The 15247-nt window shown below is 35.9% G+C and carries 17 protein-coding genes and 2 tRNA genes; 5 read left to right on the top strand and 14 right to left on the bottom strand.

What is annotated here, in order from left to right; all coding sequences use genetic code 11:
• Window positions 1–299, bottom strand: a 299-nt coding sequence (locus tag LE180_RS02955; protein WP_374133993.1) for a hypothetical protein, incomplete at its 3' end; no start/stop codon positions are given.
• Window positions 300–900: 601 nt separating this feature from the next.
• Here LE180_RS02955 and LE180_RS02950 point away from each other — a divergent pair.
• Window positions 901–974 (top strand) — tRNA-Ala (locus LE180_RS02950).
• Between the two features lie 371 nt (window positions 975–1345).
• A complete protein-coding gene (locus LE180_RS02945; protein WP_374133992.1) occupies window positions 1346–2635 on the top strand; it encodes an autotransporter outer membrane beta-barrel domain-containing protein in 1290 nt (429 codons plus the stop codon).
• Between the two features lie 186 nt (window positions 2636–2821).
• On the opposite strand, the gene LE180_RS02940 is transcribed toward LE180_RS02945, so the two are convergent.
• Both LE180_RS02940 and LE180_RS02935 read right to left on the bottom strand, forming a co-directional pair.
• Complete coding sequence (locus LE180_RS02940; protein ID WP_374133991.1) at window positions 2822–4024, bottom strand: carbohydrate porin; 1203 nt, start codon at window positions 4022–4024, stop codon at window positions 2822–2824.
• 22 nt (window positions 4025–4046) lie between these two features.
• The gene (locus LE180_RS02935; RefSeq protein WP_374133990.1) at window positions 4047–4208 is read right to left on the bottom strand and encodes a hypothetical protein; all 162 of its coding nucleotides are present in this window, start codon (window positions 4206–4208) and stop codon (window positions 4047–4049) included.
• A gap of 102 nt (window positions 4209–4310) precedes the next feature.
• On the opposite strand from LE180_RS02935, the gene LE180_RS02930 reads away from it, so the two are divergent.
• Window positions 4311–4395 (top strand) — tRNA-Leu (locus LE180_RS02930).
• A gap of 100 nt (window positions 4396–4495) precedes the next feature.
• On the opposite strand, the gene LE180_RS02925 is transcribed toward LE180_RS02930, so the two are convergent.
• From LE180_RS02925 to LE180_RS02880, 10 genes are all read right to left on the bottom strand, one after another.
• Entirely contained in the window at window positions 4496–5695 is a 1200-nt protein-coding gene (locus tag LE180_RS02925; RefSeq protein ID WP_374133989.1) for a site-specific DNA-methyltransferase, read from the bottom strand.
• 2 nt (window positions 5696–5697) lie between these two features.
• Window positions 5698–6033: an ApaLI family restriction endonuclease gene (locus LE180_RS02920; protein ID WP_374133988.1), complete on the bottom strand. Its 336-nt coding sequence runs from the start codon at window positions 6031–6033 to the stop codon at window positions 5698–5700.
• A gap of 190 nt (window positions 6034–6223) precedes the next feature.
• On the bottom strand, window positions 6224–6826 hold the full coding sequence (locus LE180_RS02915; RefSeq protein ID WP_374133987.1) for a TatD family nuclease-associated radical SAM protein: 603 nt from the start codon (window positions 6824–6826) through the stop codon (window positions 6224–6226).
• 20 nt (window positions 6827–6846) lie between these two features.
• Window positions 6847–7614, bottom strand: coding sequence for a TatD family hydrolase (locus tag LE180_RS02910; RefSeq protein WP_374133986.1), 768 nt, complete (start codon window positions 7612–7614; stop codon window positions 6847–6849).
• Window positions 7615–7816: 202 nt separating this feature from the next.
• Window positions 7817–9358: a methionine--tRNA ligase gene (metG, locus tag LE180_RS02905; protein WP_374133985.1), complete on the bottom strand. Its 1542-nt coding sequence runs from the start codon at window positions 9356–9358 to the stop codon at window positions 7817–7819.
• A complete protein-coding gene (locus LE180_RS02900; RefSeq protein ID WP_374133984.1) occupies window positions 9355–10167 on the bottom strand; it encodes a stage 0 sporulation family protein in 813 nt (270 codons plus the stop codon). The genes metG and LE180_RS02900 overlap by 4 nt, the downstream gene beginning before the upstream one ends.
• A 176-nt stretch (window positions 10168–10343) precedes the next feature.
• Complete coding sequence (gene holB / locus LE180_RS02895; protein ID WP_374133983.1) at window positions 10344–11294, bottom strand: DNA polymerase III subunit delta'; 951 nt, start codon at window positions 11292–11294, stop codon at window positions 10344–10346.
• Window positions 11294–11935: a dTMP kinase gene (gene tmk, locus LE180_RS02890; RefSeq protein WP_374133982.1), complete on the bottom strand. Its 642-nt coding sequence runs from the start codon at window positions 11933–11935 to the stop codon at window positions 11294–11296. The genes holB and tmk overlap by 1 nt, the downstream gene beginning before the upstream one ends.
• Window positions 11901–12026, bottom strand: coding sequence for a hypothetical protein (locus tag LE180_RS02885; protein WP_374133981.1), 126 nt, complete (start codon window positions 12024–12026; stop codon window positions 11901–11903). The genes tmk and LE180_RS02885 overlap by 35 nt, the downstream gene beginning before the upstream one ends.
• 198 nt (window positions 12027–12224) lie before the next feature.
• The gene (locus LE180_RS02880; RefSeq protein WP_374133980.1) at window positions 12225–12374 is read right to left on the bottom strand and encodes a hypothetical protein; all 150 of its coding nucleotides are present in this window, start codon (window positions 12372–12374) and stop codon (window positions 12225–12227) included.
• A 483-nt stretch (window positions 12375–12857) separates the two neighbouring features.
• Between LE180_RS02880 and LE180_RS02875 the strand changes: the two genes are divergently transcribed.
• Both LE180_RS02875 and LE180_RS02870 read left to right on the top strand, forming a co-directional pair.
• Window positions 12858–13337 carry a TlpA family protein disulfide reductase gene (locus LE180_RS02875; protein ID WP_374133979.1) on the top strand — a complete coding sequence of 160 codons (480 nt, stop codon included), beginning with the start codon at window positions 12858–12860 and terminating at the stop codon, window positions 13335–13337.
• Complete coding sequence (locus LE180_RS02870; protein ID WP_374133978.1) at window positions 13334–13816, top strand: cytochrome c biogenesis CcdA family protein; 483 nt, start codon at window positions 13334–13336, stop codon at window positions 13814–13816. The genes LE180_RS02875 and LE180_RS02870 overlap by 4 nt, the downstream gene beginning before the upstream one ends.
• Here LE180_RS02870 and LE180_RS02865 read toward each other — a convergent pair.
• A complete protein-coding gene (locus LE180_RS02865) occupies window positions 13790–14374 on the bottom strand; it encodes a hypothetical protein (RefSeq protein ID WP_374133977.1) in 585 nt (194 codons plus the stop codon). The genes LE180_RS02870 and LE180_RS02865 overlap by 27 nt on opposite strands.
• Window positions 14375–15247: the final 873 nt, after the last annotated feature.

The raw sequence follows: 15247 nt of genomic DNA, 5'->3' as shown, positions 1-15247 counted from the left end.
TATTTCATGCTTTTAAACCTAACAGTCGAGGTACTTCCCTTATTCACACATACTGTTTCCCCAGTGGCGCTGTCAAGATCACACTTTTCAAACCGACTACCAACCAACTTCATAGCCGATCCATCTCGCACTACATCCTCTGCCCTCCCAACGGTTTTAATGTCGTTCTCAAATATACTCAACGCTACATTCCTTCCTAGCCCACTTACTCCGCTACCACTATTCTTGTTTCCTCCGCATGAACTCAACACCAAACTAAATACTACAACTATGCTTACCACTCTCTTGAAATTAATCACTCTAAATCCCCTTCTGTTTTTGTAGTTCAGACCCTTTAAACCCTTCTTACTTTATACTTCAGAATCTAAATTCTATTTTCGTCCTCTTTTAAATAATCAAACTACAACTGTTGTCATTATACAAATTTAATCCCTTATTTTTTCAATCACTTACTTTTAACATTTCAATCTTAAAAGTTATACAAAGTCTCTTTGTACACAACTCGTAAATAAAAACATCCCAACGATTCAAGCTACTAATGCATGCCTATCGTTGTTTGCGAAAGGAGCAACATTGTTATACCTTCTCTTTGTCTATTCTGTTCACACCTCTTATTTTATTACAACTAATTCTATATCTGCAAATGCCATCCGCACTTTTGCCAGATTGTTTAAAAGATACTAAAAAATAATGGGGTATTTATTCGCTTTGAGTTTTAGTGACTTGTAGTTGCAATTCTGCTGTCCTAGAGTGCGAGATGGAGAATGCGCTCAGCGGCAAGAATCCTTGATACTTTTGTTTTGTCTGACAAAAGTACTGAGACAACTGTACAAAAAAGTTAAAACATTGCTACAATACGGATCCCAAAACAACTTTCTGATATTACTTATCTTACTTAGTGGGGCCATAGTTAAACGGGAGAATGTATCGTTCGCAACGATAAGATGCGGGTTCGATTCCCGCTGGCTCCACCATAACATTTTTGTTTGTAGTCGATAGAATATTGTATTTTAGATTTTGTTCCCTGAATATTCTATAAGTCAAAATTAGTACAAGCACGGAACTATAAAACAAATCTTTAAGATATTTTTCGATATCTTGATTGTTGTTTGCTTGTTGTCGTCTGATTTGGCAATATTCACCTTAACCTGAACAAATTAACAACATTTAAAATCGGCTTAGTAACAGACCAAGAAAACATCTTGGTTACTTGATACCTCGGGAGATTTTTAGTGAAGAGCAGAGGCAAGTTGAATTTCTTACCATTTATCGTGAGTTTTTCTAGTTTTAAATATCTTTTTTTTTGAGTTTGTCTTTTGTAGTAAGCGTTTGTTTCCTTTTTGTTTTGTCTAGTGTTGTTTTTGCACAATCGAACAATGAATATCACGACACTTACATTAAAAAAGCAACAGATGGTTCTGTTTATGGTAACAGTAAGAACAAGAACGGAAGCGATAATAAGCTATATCCAAATCGCAATCGTATGTATGTATCCAGTGATGTTAAGGGAGATGTCTATGGCGGCTATGCTACTAAAGGCAATGCCAATAACAATTCTGCAACTATTTACGATGGAACTACTATTAATGGAGATGTCTATGGCGGCTATGCTACTAAAGGCAATGCCAATAACAATTCTGTAACTATTTACGATGGAACTACTATTAATGGAAATGTCTATGGCGGCTATGCTACTAAAGGCAATGCCAATAACAATGGTGAACTATTGGCAAGTATAGCGTTTATAAGACAGGGCAGTGAACTGATTGCCGATGAAGGAATAAGCGCAGCAGTTACGTCTTTAGACAGTATCTCAAATATGTCAGACATTGTGCCGTTTGTTGCATTTGTGGGTGGGAAATCTAAGTATGATACAGGTTTGCATATAGACATTAGCGGAGTGTCGTTAGTGGTAGGAGGAGCAAAAGGATTTGAGCTAGAAGACCACAAAATAACGGCAGGAGCATTTATAGAACACGGAGACGGCAAATATAAATCTTTAAACACAATAGCGTTCGACGATATAAAAGATGTAAAAGCGAACGCAATAGCGCAATATACAGGCGGAGGTTTATTAGGGAGGGTTGATTTCAGCAATAATTTTTATGCTGAAGTATCAGGAAGAGCAGGTAGCGCAAAGAGTAATTTTCACAGCGATGACATAAAATTTCTTAACAAACCAGCGTCGTATAACTGTGATGGAATGTACCTAGGAACGCATATAGGCAGTGGATATATTTATGAAATAAACAATAAGTTGGGACTAGACGTAAGTGGGAAGTATTTTTTTACACATCAAAGAAGTAAAGATGTGGAATTACCAACAAAAGAAATAATAAAATTTGCCGATACAAGTTCACACAGGATAAGATTAGGAGCAAAGTTGACATATGAAGCGACAGAAGTATTTAAACCGTATGTAGGAGGAGCATTTGAATATGAGTTTGCAGGGAAAGTAGATGCGACATTAGCAGGCTTTGATATAAATGCGCCTGCGCTAAAAGGCGGTAGCGGAATGGGAGAGTTTGGAGTAACAGTGAACGTAGATAAGTTTTTAATAGATTTTGGCGGGCGATGTCATGCAGGCGTTCGTACAGGAATAGACGGAATGTTAAAAGTGAAGCGCGCAATATAGCTAACGACGACTCCCACTTGAATTTATTGTTACGCAACAGCTCATGTACTTAAGCGCGTACACGAGCTGTTGCAGTTTTTATCTCTGTGTTTAAGAGATCTTTAACTTGTAGTTCATTGTTTTGCATTTTTTTAATGAAATCGCAACATAGTTTACAATTAGCATAAACGCTGATTCCACTCTAATCTAAAAAGTTATGTTCGTTCTAATTCCGAACGTACAAATATTGTCATTATAGTCCTTGCCACCGTAAGGTTTAAATATACATTGTACAACAGGCGTTAAAGTTACGTTATTGTTCAAATAAAAACTGTAGTAGCACTCAGTCTGTGTTTCAGGAGTTGTCGAACGATTCCACCAATTCCACGAAGTGGCCCATTTTTTTGACGGAATATTTTGCCCAAAAGCTATTCCTATCTTATCCATATCTCTAGTCCACAAACCGCCGTTCAACTGAGCGCCAAAACTCCAAGAATCTAAAATATTACAAGCTTCTCCTTTAGTTTTTTGCGGGTTTTGATGTCCGTATCTTGCAAATAGCGTAATAATTTTACTTAAGGATTGATCAAAACTCAGACCATATCCAAAAGTTTTTTCTTCATTACCAAAAGTTTTCCAATACATAAAACGATAATTTCCCGTATCTGATATCTTGTATGTCCCTTCTACAATATTGAAATTATGTTTATCTATGTTGTTCCAATTTTTGTCATCCTGGCTAAAATAGCCATATTCAATATCAAGAAAACTTACAGGAGAATACATCGCTCTCAGTCCCAATGTATAAGATGGAAAAGCGATTGCAGGATTATTACAGAACATTGAGGCTAAAAATTGCGTAGTTTCATCATTTGCAATTTTGTTGCCATCAAAATATGCAGTAGGGTTCAATTTACCAAACAATAGTTGCAACTTCTTATTAAACAAATCTTGATGATACAAAAACTCCACAATTTGTAAATTATCGCCTGTGGGACTTGCAGCAGAGTTTATATTGCTGTACAAATCTAAGTTTAACTTGTTGTTGTCGTCGTTGTTCAATCCAGAACCAACAGCCCCCTTAATACGCATATATACTAACGAATCCTCTGAAACTTTTTTGGTGAGAGACCATCCGTAAAGCAAAGAACTGTTTACAGCGTGTTTGCCCGTAGTATTTGTTTTAGGCGTTCCCTGGACAACAAATGTACCATAACCTTCCGATGTAAGACCAAGCGAAGACAAGGTACACTCTCTAGATGCGCAACAACAATTTGCTATTTTGAGCTTTGCTACTTCATCTTTTAGTAAAGCGATTTCCTCAGCAGTAGTCGCCGCAAAAACATTTTGAGACAGAAACAAACCATACACTAAAACGAAAACAATACAACCCGAAAAAAATTTCTTCATAAGCAACTTCTCCCTCATGCAATTATTTTTTTAACGGACAATCACTATTACAACCAAAATCTTCCCTGTCTCTTTCCCCCTTTTTACAAATATTACAACCACCACAACTACCCTTTCTCAATTGTCTTATTAAAAGAACAACCACAACAGTCACAATTGCTATGACTATCATATTCTGCAACATTTTGCAACCCCCTCCTAGACTTATCACGCTGTCTATGGCGCAGTTTTTTGACTTACAGAGCTTTTTATTATAGAATAACGAATCGGTTTACGCTTCTTTAAAGCCGAGGTGGTGGAATGGCAGACACGTGAGACTCAAAATCTCAAGTTGCTTATGTGACGTGCGGGTTCAAGTCCCGCCCTCGGCATGTCAAAGAAATTTGCCCATTTTTCGATTCCGCAACTCAGCAACAATTAGGACGTTCGTTGTTAGAAGTATCTTTTACAACATCTCTAACTAAAAAGACTTCATCGCTCATAGATCAAAACACTTTTGTTGCGGATAATTGCGTCAATAGTGTTATATACATACAGCTGATAATTGGGCGTGTTAGATATGGATAACGTAAATAAAGGCATCTCGGTCTTGTCATTTGTCTGATATAGCACAGCACGTTTGAATCCATTTTTTTGAATAGCTTTTGATAATTGTTGTTTTGCCGACTCAATAGTCTCGTCTTTTCTCTGGATACGAATGGGAACGGGTATCATTTTGCCGTTTACTTTTAAAAAACCATCTATACCTCTGTTCCTTTGAACCGGTTCTGCTTCAATTTGATTTAGTAAGGACAAGATTTCTGTATTTTGGTTGGAATATGCCAACCTGCCCTTTTTCAACAATGTAGAGTCTGACCTAATGGGGTTCTCCAATCGTTTTTCTGATAACGCAACCGCATCAGGAGAAGTATCAATACCTAGGTATTTTCTCCCAAGCAACTTCGCCACGACAAGAGTTGTCCCACTACCGCAAAAAGGATCTAATATCGTATCGCCAGGATTTGATGCTATCTCTACTATTCGTTCTAACAGTAAAATAGGTTTTTGAGTAGGATAACCAACTCTCTCTCTGGCTTTGGGATTTAGGTACGGGATCTCCCATACGTCAGAAAGAGGAACGCCTTTTTTTTCTTCTATCAATTCATAATTACCGAGTTCTGATGTTCGATATACGGTCTTCCCATTTGCATCTCGTTTTCTTTTTTGGAATATTTGATCAATATTTGTAGCTTCGGAATACCCATTATAAATTGGGTTAAAAGTAAATTTATCTGTTTTGCTATAGAAAAAAATAACTTGATGCGCATTTAACAAACCTTTTTTTGCGTTTGACCATCGCCTATAGCTCCAAATAATCTCACTTTGAAAATTGCGTGCGCCAAAAACTTCATCTAAAATTATTCGCAAATGATGAGAGGCATACCTATCGCAATGAAGAAATATACTGCCTGTTTTTTTTAGGATTCTTTGGCATTCTGATAGTCGCTCTTTCATAAATGACTTGTAGGCTTCTATACCTGCCCATTGATCATCAAAAGAATGCTCATTTAGGTTTTTATCTTTCAGCGTCTGCCTGCACTGCGTAAAAAACGGCGGATCAAGATAGACCAAGCCAATAGACTCACTGTCCATCTTCTTCATCTCTGTTAAGCCATCGCCATTGATTACCATTATCAGCCCTTTGTTGTATTGTTGGCAATTTTACTCAATATGCCAAGCAAATTTATCTGAGTTTTAGCTTCAATGTACTTCCACGCATTATCTCCATAGTAGTAGCTACCACCTACTCCGGAATAAATCGTTTCGAGAGTTTGCTGTATTTTTATAGCCTGAGAACGATTCGGATAATAGAACATTATTCGGATGGGTGTGTATCCCAATACCAGATATATGAGATAATGCGAGATATTGTCACATTTCATTTCTTCTAAACGAGAGCCGATAATAACTTTCAAATTGTCTGCATACCCTTTTGCTAAATCACTAATTTTCTCGTAAATATTACTCATACTCTCATTATAGCACAGATATTAAAAACAATATCAGAATCCTTATCTATACTTTTCCACCTTTCACCATACTCTCATTATAGCACAGATATTAAAAACAATATAGCCAAATTACATCATTTATAAAGCTTTTTATGTGTAGAAAACGTCAAATGAACCAAATAATAATTTTATCGAATTTATAAACAATCTACTCTTCATTCTCACTTAAATAAGGACGCGACCTAAAGCGCACCCCAATCTTTTTTGCAAGAGCTGAAACTTTTGAAACGTCAAAACCCGGAAATTCTACGGCTGTAATCACAACTTCAGGTATATAATTTTTTGCCTCTTTAGCAAAATTTAATATTTCGTTAAAAGACTCTTCTTTATAAATAGGATTATTAAGTCTATTGTGTTCTTGTGGCGTTGCGCCGTTTAGACTTATGGAAACAATATCAACGAGATCTTTTAGTTCCGGCAAAATATTTTTGCCATGATAACGGTTCGCAAGACCGGCAGTATTAATTCTTACTTTTCCATCATTATCCTTTATCCATTTTGCAATTTCTTTTACTTCTTCAAGTCTAACTAAAGGATCGCCGTATCCGCAAAAAATTATTTCATTATATTTTTTAGGATTTTCAATAGATTCCATAACCTCTTTGCTTGATGGTTCTTTTTCAAGTTTTAAATTATTTCCGTTGAATTTATTAGACCACTTGCGCTTTACGCAATATGGGCATGCCATCATACATCTATTAGTTATATTTAAGTATAAATTCTTTCCGAAAACATAAGAAATGGTATTCATACTATATCTCCCTACTAACTTTATATTCCAAAAAGTTCTACTGCGTTCTGCGTCGTTATTTGCAAAACTTCTTCGACAGACATATTTTTTATTGTGGCAATTTCTTTTGCAATTTCAACAACATAAGACGGCTCGTTTCTCTTTCCTCTGTATTTTTGTGGAGCAAGGTAAGGGCAGTCTGTTTCTGTTAATAATTTACTTATATCAGTTTCTAAAACAACTTGTTTTAAAATGTCTGACTTTTTATACGTTATGGGTCCGTCAATACCAAGCATAAACCCCATTTCAACGAACACTTCCGACTGATACGGACTCCCAGAGAAACAATGTATAACGCCTTTGGGTATAATATTCTTATATTCCTTTAAGAAAACAATCATGTCATCATAAGCGTCTCTACAATGAATAATAACAGGTTTCTTGTATTCAGTCGCAAGTTCGAGCTGTTTGACAAGCGATTCTTTTTGGGTAACAATATTTTGCGGTGAAGCGCCATAATGATAATCCAATCCAAATTCGCCCACCGCTACGCATTTTTTATTTTGAACTAAAGTTTTAAGTTTACTGTAATCTGTTGCTGTCGCCTGAGTCGCATGAACGGGGTGAATTCCAAACGCCACAAAAATATTATCACGTTTCAAAAGTTCTAAGGCTTTATCCCAATAATGCATTTCGCAGGATATTTCAATTAATCTATCAATCCCAGAATCAAAAGCTCTTTGTATAACAGTTTCTCTATCTTCGTCAAATTTTACATCAGACACATGAGCATGAGTATCAATTATCATTTCTTTCTCTTTAATAGACCTCCTGCATAAATCACATTTCAAGATCAATACATGCCTGCTACAAGATTAACTCACAAGAGAATCTTTTTTATGTATCTCCTATTATAATACCTCGTCGAGCCACACTCGCCGCCCATTTCAAAGAAATGGGAATTTACTACAACGTTTTTTCTCTTTCCTTTCTCTGTATGAAAACTATTAATTACTCCGTAACTCGAGGAAACAAAATTCCAGAAACTCTCAACTGAGAGCCTGCGACTGAAAAACCGGTTTCGGGAATTATGCGATCTGTAAAATATTTTTTTGCAGTTTCAATTATGCTACCCGTTGCCCCCGTTATACGCCATATCTCTTCAGAGAGTGTCGGCATAAACGGCAGCAAATGCATCGCAATAATATCTGTAGCTTGTAAATAAGAATAAATACATGTTGCAAGTTTAACCATATCTGTTCTGGCAAGTTTCCACGGAGCGTCAGTTTCTATTTGTTTATTTACAAGCGTAATTGCATTCTGCAAAGATTCAGCGGCCTTATGTAATTGTATATTATCCATATTTGGAGCAAAACTCTCCTGCAGAAGCGTCGCCACATTTTTTGCAAGCCATAAATTAGGGGTTGTTTGAGGAACTAAAAGGTCAAAATATTTTTCTGCCATTTTGATAGTTCTTGAAATTAAGTTTCCTAAATTATTTGCTAAATCTGTATTATATTTTAAAGTTAAACCTTGCCATGAAATATCGCCGTCTGGACCAAACGGTATAAGCGTAACTGTAAGATACCTAGCGGCATCAACACCGTATTTGTCAACCAGTTCTTTTGGGGATATAACGTTTCCCAAAGATTTTGACATCTTGTTACCATTCAAAGTAAAGAAACCGTGCGAATATACTTTTTTGGGAAGGGGAAGATCCGCGCCTATTAAAATTGCCGACCAAATTACGGAATGAAACCATAAAATATCTTTAGCCATTAAATGTACGTCTGCCGGCCAAAACTTTTGGAATTTTGTTTCATCTACTGGATAGCCAATCCCGGTTACATAATTTATCAAAGCGTCAATCCAAACATATACTGTTTGCTTTTTGTCAAAAGGAAGCGGTATTCCCCATTCAATTGCGCTTCTTGAAAAACTTACGTCTTCCAGACCAAGTTTTAATTTTCCTATAATTTCATTTCTTCTTTCCTCAGGCTGAATATCTATATGTTCTTTATGATTTTTGTCTGTTATTCTTTCTAAAAGAGACCCTTGAAAAGAAGACAGTTTAAAAAAATAATTCTCTTCAGATTGTAATACAGGTTTTGTTTTATGAAAATGACAACAGCCATTTTCATCTAAATCTTTTTGAGCATAAAATCTCTCGCATCCTACACAGTAAAGTCCTTCGTACTTCCTGCTAAATATAAATCCTTTGTCAAACAAAGTCTGCACCACTTTATCTACGGCAAGAACATGTCTTTGCTCCGTAGTACGCACAAAATCTGTATTGGAAATATTTAAAAGATCCCAAGCTTCTCTAAACTTTGCGCTCATCTCGTCACAAAGCTCCAAAGCGGTTTTGCCTTTTTCTTTCGCCGCCGCCACAATTTTTGCGCCATGTTCGTCCGTACCTGTAAGAAAGAAAACATCATAATTATTTAATCTTTTCCATCTTGCCAAAATATCAGCGGCTATGGTTGTATAAGAATGCCCTACATGAGGGATATCGTTTACATAATAAATAGGCGTTGTTATGTAAAATTTCATCTGTCGCTTTCCTTATGATTATTATCATTGATTTGTTTTATTGTAAAATTTTTAAATATTCTGTCGCCAAAATCAACAGTCACCCTTTCCCTTATGCAATCTATAGCGGTAAGCTTTGCTTTGCCTTCCGGAGTTGCAATTATCGTTCCTATCTCCGGCAAATCTTTTTTAACTGTTTTGTATGTATCATTTTCATAAGATATACAACACATAAGTCTGCCGCAAAGACCTGAAAGTTTTGCAGTGTTTGACAACAAATCCTGCTCCTTAGCCATGTCTATAGTTACAGAATTAAAGTCTTTCAAAAAACCCTGACAACACAAAATTTGTCCGCAGGTACCTACTCCACCAATCATTTTAGACTCGTTCCTTACGCCTATCTGTACCATTTGTATTTTTGTTTTTAAAATATGCCCCAGGTCCTTAATGAGTTCTCTAAAATCAACCCTCGTCTCAGAAGTATAGTAAACAAAAAGCTTAGAACAATCAAAAGTGTAGTAAACATATGTAGTCTTCATATCAAGCCCGTGATCATCAGCTTTTTGCGCTACAATTTCATGCGCTTTCAAAGCTTTTCTCTCATTATCGGCAACTCTTTTCTTATCTTCATCCATCGCTTTTCTTAAAACTTTACCTACGGGATCTTTACTCTTTGGAATATTCTTCGCTCTTTCACAGACAACTCCAACTTCAACACCGTGATCTGTCACGAGGATAATTTCATCGTTTAATCTTAAATCAAAACGCCTTACATCGGCATATATTTTATCTTTGATTTTTCTAAGCATTACTCCAACGACCGTTGGCATAATTATATCTCCTGTGCGATTTCGAATGCTACACATAAACTTACGATAATAAACAAATAGGCAATACCGTCAACCTTCATATATCTGTACATTCTATAATATTACAAATATTTTTTTAAATCAAAAAACTCTTGGTACTAGCGAGCAAATATTCTATTATTTTTCTATGTCTTCTTTTAATTATTTGACAGATCATACAAATCAAAAAACAAATTATCTAAAACTGTTTGAGCATTTACATTTTGAAGTAACTTAGCCCTTGAAGCATTAAGAAACTCCAATGCAAGCGCCGCTCCTTGAGGATATATTCTAAACTCTTTCTTTGCTTCGACCATCATTGAATCAACGCACCCCAACGCGTCGCGTCTTGCAGCATTTTTGGAAAGTTCCAAAAGGTCTGAGATGTAGAATTTTTGAGTTTTTAATTTATGCCATATAGAAGAAAACCCTTCGCTTTCTTTTTCATTAACAAGTTTTATAGCATTCTCTAAAGATCCTTCGCTCAATTCAGCTATCTCCTGGGCTTTTACAGGGACCAAAGAATGGTTTAGCATAAGCCAAGTTGACATTTCATTTTGCCCTAGAGGCTGAAAGAACAACGTTTGAGAACGCGAAACTATTGTTTTAGGTATTGTTTCTTTATGTTTTGCAATTAAAATTATAACAGTATTCTCAGGAGGTTCTTCAAGCGTTTTAAGAAGAGAATTTGCCGCCGCTAGGTTCATTTTTTCGGCGGGCTCTATAATAAAAACCTTCCATTTTCCCTCGCGCGCCTTTGTGGCAACTTTTTTTTGCATGTATCTTATTGTTTCTATTTTTAATATTTTTTGCTTTTCTAAATCCTCGTCTTCAAGCTCAGCCTGTTTAGCAAAATCTATAAAATGCAAATCAGGATGAATGTTCTTAGCTACTTTTTCACAAGAAACGCATCTGCCACAAGCACCGATATCAGTCTTTGTAAAATTATTTGTTGCGCAATTTAAATTTTTTGCTAACTCAACAGCCATAAGACGTTTTCCTACGCCGTCCTGACCCATGAAGATATAAGCATGCGCAATTTTACCGCTTTTTATTTGGTTTAAAAGAACTTTTTTTATTTTCTGCTGACATAATATATTATCAAACATTATAATACCGTATCTATAATTTTTCTTATTATGGCTTGTGTATTTTTCGGGGTTTTTTGCGTCTCGACAATTTTAATTCTTTTCGGATATTTGCCTGCCTGGCTTAAGTAGCCGTTTCTTACATCATTATGAAATTGCATAGATTCTCTTTCAATTCTATCACCAATTCCCACGTATGATTCTTTGTTTAGTTTTTTTGCTTTATTTAAACCTCTAGAAGGCTTTATATCCAAATATATTGTCAACATTGGCATCAACCCAAAAGAAGCAATTATGTTAAGCCTATTTATCAGCGACAAGCTTAGTTTTCTGCCATAACCTTGATATGCCATCGTGGCATCTATAAATCTATCGCAAATAACAACTTTACCGGTCTTTAAAGCGGGCAAAACAAATTCTTCCACGTGCTGAGCCCTTGCAGCCTCATACAAAAACAATTCGCTGAGCGGAACAAGGTTTGAGCTTGGGTTTAAAAGAATACGCCTCATAGATTCAGCCAAAACAGTGCCACCGGGTTCTCTTGTAAGCAACACTTCATAACCTTTTTGTTCAAGATATTTTTTTAGAAGCAGCGACTGCGTAGTTTTACCAGATCCTTCACCGCCCTCAATAGTGATAAAAAGATGTTGTTTTTTCTTCATTGTTTTTATATAAAATCCCATTTTCTAAAGTTGCATCATCATTCCATATTTGTTCTTCAGATAAACTTGTGTCTATTATTTCTATGAGCATATCGTTTACCATTATCGTAGCGCGCTGCGTCGTTGGATTTCCTAGCAAGAGGAATGAGCTATTGATTCGTCACTCCGCCCGCATTGCATCTATTTTTGAACTAACGCAATGCATCAATATAAAGTTAGTTGACTACATTATCTGTTTTAAACACTATATGAATTTCCGTTTGAATCCTTGTCTAAACTTGAACTTTCATCAAACGAATGATACTGCATATATAAACCTAAGTCGTTTTCCTGTTTTTGTATATATTTTATACGATGGAGAATATTTGGCATTTTTGTCAATTCTTGATTTATCAACCGGAATCCCTATTATGAGGAACACCAATGCTTTAAAATCCATATAATCTCCAAAAAAAATCCTAACATCAACCAGCACTATTATTATAGCATTTTAGCTTGGAAATAGTATTTTTTCTTCGTACTTCCCAAGTTCAAGTTGCTAATGAAACAACTACAGAAATTTGCACAAGTAAACAATATTGCTGTAGTTTTGTCATTATAAACAAAGAGAAGGTTAGGTAATGGCAGTTACTTTTTGTTAGCAAAGAGAATAATGTTGATATATGGCAGGAATAGAATTAGTAAAATAGAAGGATGAAAAAGTATCAAAGATTAGATGAAGAAGAATGCTATGAAGTGAAGTGGTAGTATGATCGCTCTGATGATGGACGAATGACAAACTTCTAGATTGCTTCGTCATTCTTTCTTTCCATTTTTCGGCGCTTTTTATGTGCGATTTGACTGTGACAAACGTTTACAAATATGCTATATGTAGGTGGCATACATAGTAGGCTAACCTCATACACAATAAGGATCATTGGTAATGTTCTTAGAAAAAATGTACTTGGTCGCTTTTGTAGTTTGTTTCATGTTGGGCGCTGTATTTGCAGAAAAAGCGCCGGATTTTTCGCTCAAAGATGTAAATGGAATCGTTTTTAATTTGTCTGCTTATAAAGGCAAAATAGTTTTTTTAGATTTTTGGACAACTTGGTGTCCGCCTTGTAGAGTCGCAATCCCTGCCGTAAAGGAGTTGCACAAAACTAAAGCAACAAATCCTAACGTGATTGTATTGGGCATTAATGTCAACGAAAAACAATCAACAGTGGAGCGGTTTGTAAAAAGTAATGGGATTAATTACAACGTCTTACTTGGCAACGATCAAATATGCAAAGATTATAAAGTGAATGCTTTTCCGTTGTTTCTCATAATAGATACAAACGGTGAAATAATAGCGCGTTATGTGGGTTATTCGCCTGGTCTTGAAAAAGAATGGGGCAACGCGATAGATAAATTAATAAAATGATTGTCAATGACGTTACTATTTTTGTAAGTTTAGTTGCCGGACTTACAAGTTTTGTAAGTCCCTGTGTTTTGCCTTTAATACCATCTTTTATTTCTCTTATAACCGGCATGTCAGTTGACGATTTAAAGACATCAAATAAGTCATCAAAGCATATATTTATAAAAACTTTGCTTTTTATTTTGGGTTTTTCTCTTGTTTTTATTGGACTTGGAATGTCTGTGAGTCAGTTTGGAAATTTGCTTGGCAAATATAACGCAATATTGAGATATATCGGCGGTTGCATCATCATATTGTTTGGACTGCATATGTGCGCAGTATTAAAAATCAATTTTCTGTATAGACATTTTTCTTATACAAGCAAAAGTCCACACTCAGCGCTAACAAATATAGGCATATTTTTTACAGGTTTTCAAAAACTTACAAGCATACCTCAAACGCGCTCGCAAGTTTCTTTAATCCGTCCCGCCAAACTTCTTTGAATCGTATGAATATCCTGCAGACGACTTATAGTCAACGTTGTATGGTGGATCAGTGAAAATTAAATTCCCTTTCTGTCCGTCCATAAGCCTTTCAAAATCTTTTTCGTCCGCACAACTACCGCACATAAGACGGTGAGCGCCAAGTATATATATTTCGCCTTTCTTCGTTCTTGGTTCTCTAATGTTTTCGTACTCTTTCCCTGCGTTAAACTCTTCTCCCTCTTCCTTTAAAAACCGCTCAAAAATTTTATCAAGCTCAAAATCGTTGAACCCTACCTCTTTTAAAAAATCAAAATTAAACATTTTTCCTAAAATATTAATGTCCCATTCACCAGTGTTCTTGTTCGAACGCAAAAGATATTCGTCAGCTTCTTTTTTGCTAAGCTGTTTGTTTGGAACCCTGACATCTATAAGCTCGTCACCCCTGCCTAGTTCAATTAAAATCGCTATCCGCATGTGCCCAGCAAGAATTTGGTTGTCTAGGTTTATTACGGGTATTTCCGCTAAGTTAAACGTCTTAATAGATTTTATAAGATCAGTTTTTCCTTTATCGTTCATTTTGCGAGGATTATAACTGCACGGCTTCAGAAAACTACATTTGCGTTTCTCTGTATGCCATGATATAATGCTACTCATATGCTTCTCCCTGTGAGCTGACTTGGAAACTAAGTTTCTTTGGAACTTTGTCCCTTGGGAACTTTGTCCCGAACTTAGTTTCTCGGGACTTTGTCCCGAACTAAGTTTCTCGGGACTTTGTCCCAGGAGCTTTGTTCCGAACTTTGTTCATTTGAACTTAATTCATTTGAAATAGTGTTCCTTTAAAAAATTGTCCCCTGAGACTGTGTCTCCCGGGACTTTGTTCCTTGAGCTATTGGCTTTTGGGACTTAGTCCCTTGGGGCTTAGCCCCTTGGAGCTTAGCTCCTTGGGACTTTGGCTCTTGGAACTTAGTTCCCTTGCTACAAAAAGTACCCGTTTATTATAGAGTCCTATTAGCCGTTTTTTGGGGGTGTTTTGCCTGACTTTCAGACGTGGAGAGTACTCGTTTTTTGCCTGACTTTTGCCTATAATCTTTGCTTGATTTTTGATTATAATCTTTGATGTTTTTAGGTTAAATTGTTAAAAAATTTGATATAATCACAACAGTTGTATTTGATGAGATGATATAATTACGATAGTTGTAGCTGATTTGTTAAAAGTTTTGATATAATTACACATAGTTTTATAGCTTGATTTGTTAAAAGCTTTGATTTGGTATAATCACAACAGTTGTATTTGATGAGATGATACAATCACATTTGATTTGGTATAGTTGGTTTTCTTATAAATGCAAAACAAAAAAAGTGGCGCTAAAATAAAAGAGGGAATTTTCACGTGAAGCGATACATACTAAAATAAAAGAGGGAATTTTCACGTGAAGCAATACATACTCC

The sequence above is a fragment of the Candidatus Endomicrobiellum pyrsonymphae genome (assembly GCF_020328025.1).
GTDB classification, from domain to species: domain Bacteria; phylum Elusimicrobiota; class Endomicrobiia; order Endomicrobiales; family Endomicrobiaceae; genus Endomicrobiellum; species Endomicrobiellum pyrsonymphae.
The sequence above is the reverse complement of the archived record's forward strand: the minus strand, read 5'-3'. Positions and strand labels throughout refer to the sequence as shown.

What these genes read in the sequence shown, in the direction of transcription:
- LE180_RS02865 (WP_374133977.1), bottom strand. Translation starts at nt 14,374, where the DNA reads ATGAACGATAAAGGAAAAACTGATCTTATAAAATCTATTAAGACGTTT.
- LE180_RS02920 (WP_374133988.1), bottom strand. Translation starts at nt 6,033, where the DNA reads ATGAGTAATATTTACGAGAAAATTAGTGATTTAGCAAAAGGGTATGCA.
- LE180_RS02915 (WP_374133987.1), bottom strand. Translation starts at nt 6,826, where the DNA reads ATGAATACCATTTCTTATGTTTTCGGAAAGAATTTATACTTAAATATA.
- LE180_RS02935 (WP_374133990.1), bottom strand. Translation starts at nt 4,208, where the DNA reads ATGTTGCAGAATATGATAGTCATAGCAATTGTGACTGTTGTGGTTGTT.
- holB (WP_374133983.1), bottom strand. Translation starts at nt 11,294, where the DNA reads ATGTTTGATAATATATTATGTCAGCAGAAAATAAAAAAAGTTCTTTTA.
- LE180_RS02925 (WP_374133989.1), bottom strand. Translation starts at nt 5,695, where the DNA reads ATGGTAATCAATGGCGATGGCTTAACAGAGATGAAGAAGATGGACAGT.
- tmk (WP_374133982.1), bottom strand. Translation starts at nt 11,935, where the DNA reads ATGAAGAAAAAACAACATCTTTTTATCACTATTGAGGGCGGTGAAGGA.
- LE180_RS02940 (WP_374133991.1), bottom strand. Translation starts at nt 4,024, where the DNA reads ATGAAGAAATTTTTTTCGGGTTGTATTGTTTTCGTTTTAGTGTATGGT.
- LE180_RS02910 (WP_374133986.1), bottom strand. Translation starts at nt 7,614, where the DNA reads ATGATAATTGATACTCATGCTCATGTGTCTGATGTAAAATTTGACGAA.
- metG (WP_374133985.1), bottom strand. Translation starts at nt 9,358, where the DNA reads ATGAAATTTTACATAACAACGCCTATTTATTATGTAAACGATATCCCT.
- LE180_RS02900 (WP_374133984.1), bottom strand. Translation starts at nt 10,167, where the DNA reads ATGCCAACGGTCGTTGGAGTAATGCTTAGAAAAATCAAAGATAAAATA.
- LE180_RS02875 (WP_374133979.1), top strand. Translation starts at nt 12,858, where the DNA reads ATGTTCTTAGAAAAAATGTACTTGGTCGCTTTTGTAGTTTGTTTCATG.
- LE180_RS02880 (WP_374133980.1), bottom strand. Translation starts at nt 12,374, where the DNA reads ATGGATTTTAAAGCATTGGTGTTCCTCATAATAGGGATTCCGGTTGAT.
- LE180_RS02870 (WP_374133978.1), top strand. Translation starts at nt 13,334, where the DNA reads ATGATTGTCAATGACGTTACTATTTTTGTAAGTTTAGTTGCCGGACTT.
- LE180_RS02885 (WP_374133981.1), bottom strand. Translation starts at nt 12,026, where the DNA reads ATGCTCATAGAAATAATAGACACAAGTTTATCTGAAGAACAAATATGG.